This is a genomic window from Streptomyces sp. URMC 123, from assembly GCF_051386515.1.
GTDB lineage: Bacteria > Actinomycetota > Actinomycetes > Streptomycetales > Streptomycetaceae > Streptomyces.
In genome coordinates, this window is sequence record NZ_JBPQTV010000380.1 from 1 (window position 1) to 5,584 (window position 5,584).

Below are 5,584 nucleotides of genomic sequence, written 5' to 3' on the forward strand. Positions count from 1 at the left end.
GTGCGCCGCCGAGGAGGTACCCCGGTGCGGCACCGACCCCCGCACGGACAGAGCGCACGACCGCAACCCCACACCCCCGCCCCGAAGGGGCGGAAAAGACCCCCGGCCTACGGCGCGACCCTCTTCTCCCGCCCCGAAGGGGCGGGGTCTTTTCCCCGGCCTCCGGCCGGGGTGGAAGTGGTGATCCGCCCCGAAGGGGCGGGAAAAACCCCCGGCCTACGGCCGGGAAACGCGGCGACGTTCACGTCACGGACAACCCACAACGTGGACGTCGCGCGAACCCGCCCGGAGGGCGGACCTCATCCCGTGGGCGTACATGACTTGATCCCCTCGGCTGACGCACACCCACAAACGTTTTGGTGCGATAGGTAGCACCATCGCAAACCTAATCGGGTGAGAATGGCGGCGAGGGGTGGACGAGCGCGTGGACGAGCGCGTGGACGAGTGCGTGGACGAGTGCGTGCGTGACGCTGACAACCGCCGCCGACCATGGAGGTAGGGCAACATGGCACGAATCCAACCGGCCGGGACCACTGACGAGGCGCAAGACCTGGCGGCAGGGCGCCGCAAGGCCGTCCGCTACGTCGTACCCGTCGCCGTCGCGGGGGTCGCGGCCGCGACCATCGGGCTCGTCCCGGCCATCGCCAGCACCGGGGACCCGGACCTGCCGAAGATCACCGCGGAGGAGCTGCTGACGAAGGTCGCAAAGTCGGACGTCCAGCAGCTCTCCGGCACGGTGAAGGTCACCACCGACCTGGGCCTGCCCGCCCTGCCCACCGGCGGCGGCGCCGGTGGACCGTTCGGCGGCGGCGCCGCGCCCAAGCTGGGCACGCCTGGCGGCGGCGAGAGCGGCGAGGGCGAGAGCTCCCCCGCCGCCCCGCAGGCGAAGCTGATGGAACTGGCCGCCGGCACCCACACCCTGCGCGTCGCCGCCGACGGCCCCGACAAGCAGCGGATCTCGATCATCGACAAGGCCGCCGAGTACAGCCTCATCCACAACGGCGACCAGCTCTGGGCGTACGACTCGGGCACCAACTCCGTGTACCACTCCACCACCGCCGGTGCCGGCAGAGGCGAGGACGCCGAGTCGCACGGCCTGGAGAACGCCTCGCCGCAGGAGCTGGCCAAGCGGGCTCTCGACGCGGTCGACGAGACGACCTCCGTGAGCGTCGACGGCACGGCGAAGGTCGCCGGGCGCGACGCCTACCAGCTGCTGATCAGGCCGAAGCAGTCGGAGTCGACCATCGGCTCCATCCGCATCGCCGTGGACGCGGGCAGCGGCGTGCCGTTGAAGTTCACGCTGCAGCCCAAGGGCGGCGGCAAGGCGGCCGTCGACGCCGGCTTCAGCTCGGTGGACTTCGGCAAGCCGGACGCGAAGATGTTCGACTTCGCGCCGCCCAAGGGCGCGAAGGTCACGGAGGACAAGGCCGGCGCGCACCGCGACGCGGAGAGCAAGCGGGCGGCGAAGGAGGGCCGGGAGCTCGCCGAGCTGTCCGGCCTGAACGTGCTGGGCACGGGCTGGACCTCGGTCGCCCAGGTCAAGGAGGCCGACAAGGCGCTCGACGGGGCCAAGGGCGAGGGCGCCAAGGGCGGCGGCGCCCACGGCTCCCCCGGGAAGCGCGGCGACGCCGACACATTCCTCGACGGGATGTCCGAGCGGGTCACCGGCTCCTTCGGCTCGGGCCGGGTCTTCAGCACCCGCCTGGTCAACGCGCTGATGACGGACGACGGCGCGGTCTACGTCGGAGCCGTCGACAAGGCGGCCCTGATCAAGGCCGCGGAAGGAAAGAAGAAGTAGCGGCGACCCGGCCGGGGGGCCCCGGGCGTCCGACGGCGGCCACCGTGCCGAACCGTCGGGCCCCCCGGCGCCGCGGGGCACCCGCACGCTCCGGCGCCGCCCGGACACCCGGCCGCGCCGCGTACCGTGGCCGTGTCGCACCCGAGGGACGGGGAAGAACGATGGAGCGGTTGCCCACCCGGGCGGGGCCCGACACGCCGTACGAGGCGAGGCCCGACGAACAACAATGCGACGCGGAGTCCGGCGCGCGGTACGAGGCCGAGCCCGGCGAACCGTACGAGGCCACGCCCGTACCGCCCCCGCGCGGCGACGCCACCCCGCGCGGCGACGACACCTCGCGCGGCGACGCCACCACCCCGCACGCCGTCATCGCCACCCGCGGTCTGACCAAGCGTTACCGCGGCGGCCAGCTCGCCGTCGACCACCTCGACCTCACCGTCCCCAGCGGCAGCGTCTTCGGCTTTCTCGGCCCCAACGGCTCGGGCAAGACCACCACCATCCGCATGCTGATGGGTCTCATCGAGCCCACCGCCGGCAGCGTCCACGTCCTGGGGCGCCCCATGCCGCGCGCCGGCCGCCAGGTGCTGCCGCAGGTGGGCGCGCTGATCGAGGGCCCGGCGCTGTACGGGTTCCTGAGCGGCCGTGACAATCTGCTGCGGTTCGACGCGGCCGATCCCACCGCCGACCCCCGTACCCGCCGGGCCCGGGTCGGGGCGGCGCTGGAGCGGGTGGGCCTGGCGGCGGCCGGCGGCAAGAAGGCCCGCGCCTACTCGCTCGGCATGAAGCAACGCCTGGGCCTGGCCGCCGCCCTGCTCCAGCCGCGCCGGCTGCTGGTGCTGGACGAGCCGACCAACGGGCTCGACCCGCAGGGCATGCGGGAGATCCGTACGCTCGTCCGCGAGCTCGCCGCCGACGGCACCACCGTCTTCCTCTCCTCCCACCTCCTCGACGAGATCGAGCAGGTGTGCACGCACGCGGCCGTGATGGCCCAGGGCCGGCTGATCGTCCAGGGGCCGGTCGAGGAGCTGGCGGCCGGGACCCGCGGCCGGCTGGTCGTCACCACGCCGGACACCGGGGACGCCGCCCGCGTCCTCGCGGAGCACGGGGTGACCGGCCTCGCCGTGGGGGAGGGGCGGGTGACGGGCGAGCTGCCCGTGGGCTCCGGTCCCGGGCCCGAGCCGGACCTCGCCGATCTCAACGCCGCCCTGGTCCGGGGCGGCGTACGCGTCCGGGGCTTCGGTGTCGAGCGCGGCACACTGGAGGACGCGTTCGTCGCGCTGACCGGGGAGGGATTCGATGTCACGGGCTGAGGCGGGCGGCGGCACACGGGCCGAGGTGTCGACCGGCGCACCGGCCACGTCGCCCGCGCGGGCCCCGAGCCCCCTGTGGACCCTCGCCCTTTTCCGCAGCGAACTCACCACCACCTTCCGCCGCTGGCGCACCCTCGCGCTGCTCGCCGTGCTCGCGGCCGTACCCGTGCTGGTGGGGATCGCGGTGCGGATCGAGACCGGCGACGGCGGCTCGGCGGGTGGCGGCGGGGGAGAGGCCGGCGGCGGCCCCGTCTTCATGAGCCAGGTCACCAACAACGGCCTCTTCCTGGTCTTCACCTCGCTCGCCGCGACCCTGCCCGTCTTCCTGCCGATGGCCGTCGGGGTGGTCGCCGGCGACGCCATCGCGGGCGAGGCGAGCTCCGGCACGCTCCGCTATCTCCTGGTGGCGCCCGCCGGCCGCACCCGGCTGCTGCTCGCCAAGTACGCCGCCACCCTGGTGTTCTGCCTGGTCGCGACGGTGGTCGTGGCGGGCTCCGCGCTGGCGGTGGGCGCGGCGCTGTTCCCGCTGGGCGAGGTGACCCTGCTCTCGGGGACGACCGTGTCGCTCGGCGAGGGCGTCGTACGGGCGCTGGCGATCGCCGCCGTCGTCGCCGCCTCGCTCATCGGGGTCGCGGCGCTGGGGCTGTTCGTCTCGACGCTCACCAACAGCGGCATCGCGGCCATGGCGACCACGGTGGGGCTGGTGATCACCGTGCAGATCCTGGACACGATCCCGCAGCTGCACGCGATCCACCCGTATCTCTTCCCGCACTACTGGCTGAGCTTCGCCGATCTGCTCCGCGACCCCGTGTACTGGGACCAGCTGCTGAAGAACCTCGGCCTCCAGGGGCTGTACGCGGCCGTCCTCGGCTCGGCGGCCTGGGCGCGCTTCACGGGGCGGGACATCACGGTGTGAGGGCCGGGCACCGCGCCTTCTCGGCGGTGCCCGGCCCCGCGGGGCGACGACCCCCGGGCCCGGAATCCCGGGGGCCGGCCCGTCGCGTCGGAGCGTGCGCCGGGCTCAGGGCGTGAGCCGGGCTTCGGAACGCGAGCCGGGGTTCGCGAGCCGAGCTCAGAACGTGAGCTTGACGCTGTCGATGTAGCCCGTGTCCTGCGCCGCCACGTCCTGCGCCCGCAGCCGCCAGACGCCGTTGGCCGGCTCGCTGGACGCGTCGACCGCGAAGGTGGCGACGACGTTGTCGGCCGAGTCGTTCGAGCCGGAGTTCTTCAGCCGGTACGCGCTGCCGTCGGGGGCGAGGAGGTCGACCACGAGATCGCCCCGGTACGTGTGCTTGATGTCGACGCCGACCTTCAGCGCGGCCGGCGCGTTGCCGGTGCGCCCGCTCACCGTCACCGGGGAGGTGACGGCGGCACCGTTGTCGGGGATCGCCACATCGGCGGTGTTCTCGTAGCTCTCGCCGTCGGGCGGGGTGCTGCCGCCGCCGGACAGGGTCCATACGGCGTGGGCGACGGCGTCGCTGTTGCGGTCGAGCGCGGTGTCGTTGATGTTGGCGGTGGTGTCGCAGGAGGAGTGGTAGCAGCGGTCGAACGCCTGGCCCGCGGTGCCGCCCCACTTCTGGGCCTGGGCCGCGGTCTTGGTCCGGCCCGCCCCGGTGAACAGCCCGCCGACCCGGATGCCGACGTTCTTGAACGACGCGTGGTCGGAGCGGCCGTCGCCCTCGGTCTCGATCTCCGTGGGGACGCTCCTGGCGGCGAACCAGTCCTTGAAGACCTTCTCGATCTCCCGGTCGTCGTCGTAGACGAAGTAGCCGGGGTTCGGCGAGCCGACCATGTCGAAGTTGAGATACGCGTCGATCTTCCCGCGCTCGGCGGCGGGCAGGTTGTTCACGTAGTAGCGGGAGCCGACCAGGCCGATCTCCTCGGCGCCCCACCAGCCGAACCGCAGGTGCTTGGTGGGCTGGTAGTTCTCGCGGGCCACGGCGAGCGCGGTCTCCAGCACGGCGGCCGAGCCGGAGCCGTTGTCGTTGATGCCGGCCCCGGAGCTGACGGAGTCGGCGTGCGCCCCGGCCATCAGGACGTGGTTGGGGTCCCCGCCCGGCCGGTCGGCGATCAGGTTCCAGCCGGTGGCCCCGCCGGAGGTGAACTGCTGGAGGGTGGTGGTGTAGCCGGCGGCGTCGAGCTTGGCCTTGATGTAGTCCAGCGACGCGCGGTAGCCGGGGCGGCCGTGGGCGCGGTTGCCGCCGTTGGCGGAGGCGATGGACTGAAGCTGCGTCAGGTGCGCCTTGACGTTGGCGAGCGGGATGTCGGGCGCGGCGGCCGGGGCGGCTTGTGCGGCCGGGGCGGCGGCGGTCCGCGCGCCGGTGGCGGCCGGGGTGGCACCGGCGCCCGGAGCGGTGGAGACGATCAGCGCCGAGGCGGCGCCCGCGGCGACGGCGGCGCCGGCCGCCCGGCGTATCCAGGCTCTTCGCCCGCCGCGGCGGCGATCGGTGTGGGGGGTGGGTGAGGACATGTGGGG

General features: G+C 73.7%; 4 protein-coding genes. 3 read left to right on the forward strand and 1 reads right to left on the reverse strand.

The annotated features are described in order from the left end of the window. The first annotated feature begins 505 nt into the window (after positions 1 to 505). The 3 genes from ACSNOD_RS27640 to ACSNOD_RS27650 all read left to right on the forward strand — a co-directional run bounded on the left by ACSNOD_RS27640 (position 506) and on the right by ACSNOD_RS27650 (position 4,024). Entirely contained in the window at positions 506 to 1,798 is a 1,293-nt protein-coding gene (locus ACSNOD_RS27640) for a LolA family protein (protein ID WP_436769797.1), read from the forward strand. 161 nt (positions 1,799 to 1,959) lie between these two features. Continuing rightward, positions 1,960 to 3,108, forward strand: a complete 1,149-nt coding sequence (locus ACSNOD_RS27645; protein WP_436769798.1) for an ABC transporter ATP-binding protein — start codon at positions 1,960 to 1,962, stop codon at positions 3,106 to 3,108. After that, positions 3,095 to 4,024, forward strand: coding sequence for an ABC transporter permease (locus tag ACSNOD_RS27650; protein ID WP_436769799.1), 930 nt, complete (start codon positions 3,095 to 3,097; stop codon positions 4,022 to 4,024). Before ACSNOD_RS27645 ends, ACSNOD_RS27650 begins: the two co-directional genes overlap by 14 nt. Positions 4,025 to 4,180: 156 nt before the next feature. Here the strand turns inward: ACSNOD_RS27650 and ACSNOD_RS27655 are convergent, their stop codons facing one another. Continuing rightward, entirely contained in the window at positions 4,181 to 5,578 is a 1,398-nt protein-coding gene (locus tag ACSNOD_RS27655; RefSeq protein ID WP_436769800.1) for a M20/M25/M40 family metallo-hydrolase, read from the reverse strand. Positions 5,579 to 5,584 lie beyond the last annotated feature (6 nt).

Coding starts and splice junctions, on each gene's coding strand:
- ACSNOD_RS27640 (WP_436769797.1), top strand. CDS start 506: ATGGCACGAATCCAACCGGCCGGGACCACTGACGAGGCGCAAGACCTG.
- ACSNOD_RS27655 (WP_436769800.1), bottom strand. CDS start 5,578: ATGTCCTCACCCACCCCCCACACCGATCGCCGCCGCGGCGGGCGAAGA.
- ACSNOD_RS27645 (WP_436769798.1), top strand. CDS start 1,960: ATGGAGCGGTTGCCCACCCGGGCGGGGCCCGACACGCCGTACGAGGCG.
- ACSNOD_RS27650 (WP_436769799.1), top strand. CDS start 3,095: ATGTCACGGGCTGAGGCGGGCGGCGGCACACGGGCCGAGGTGTCGACC.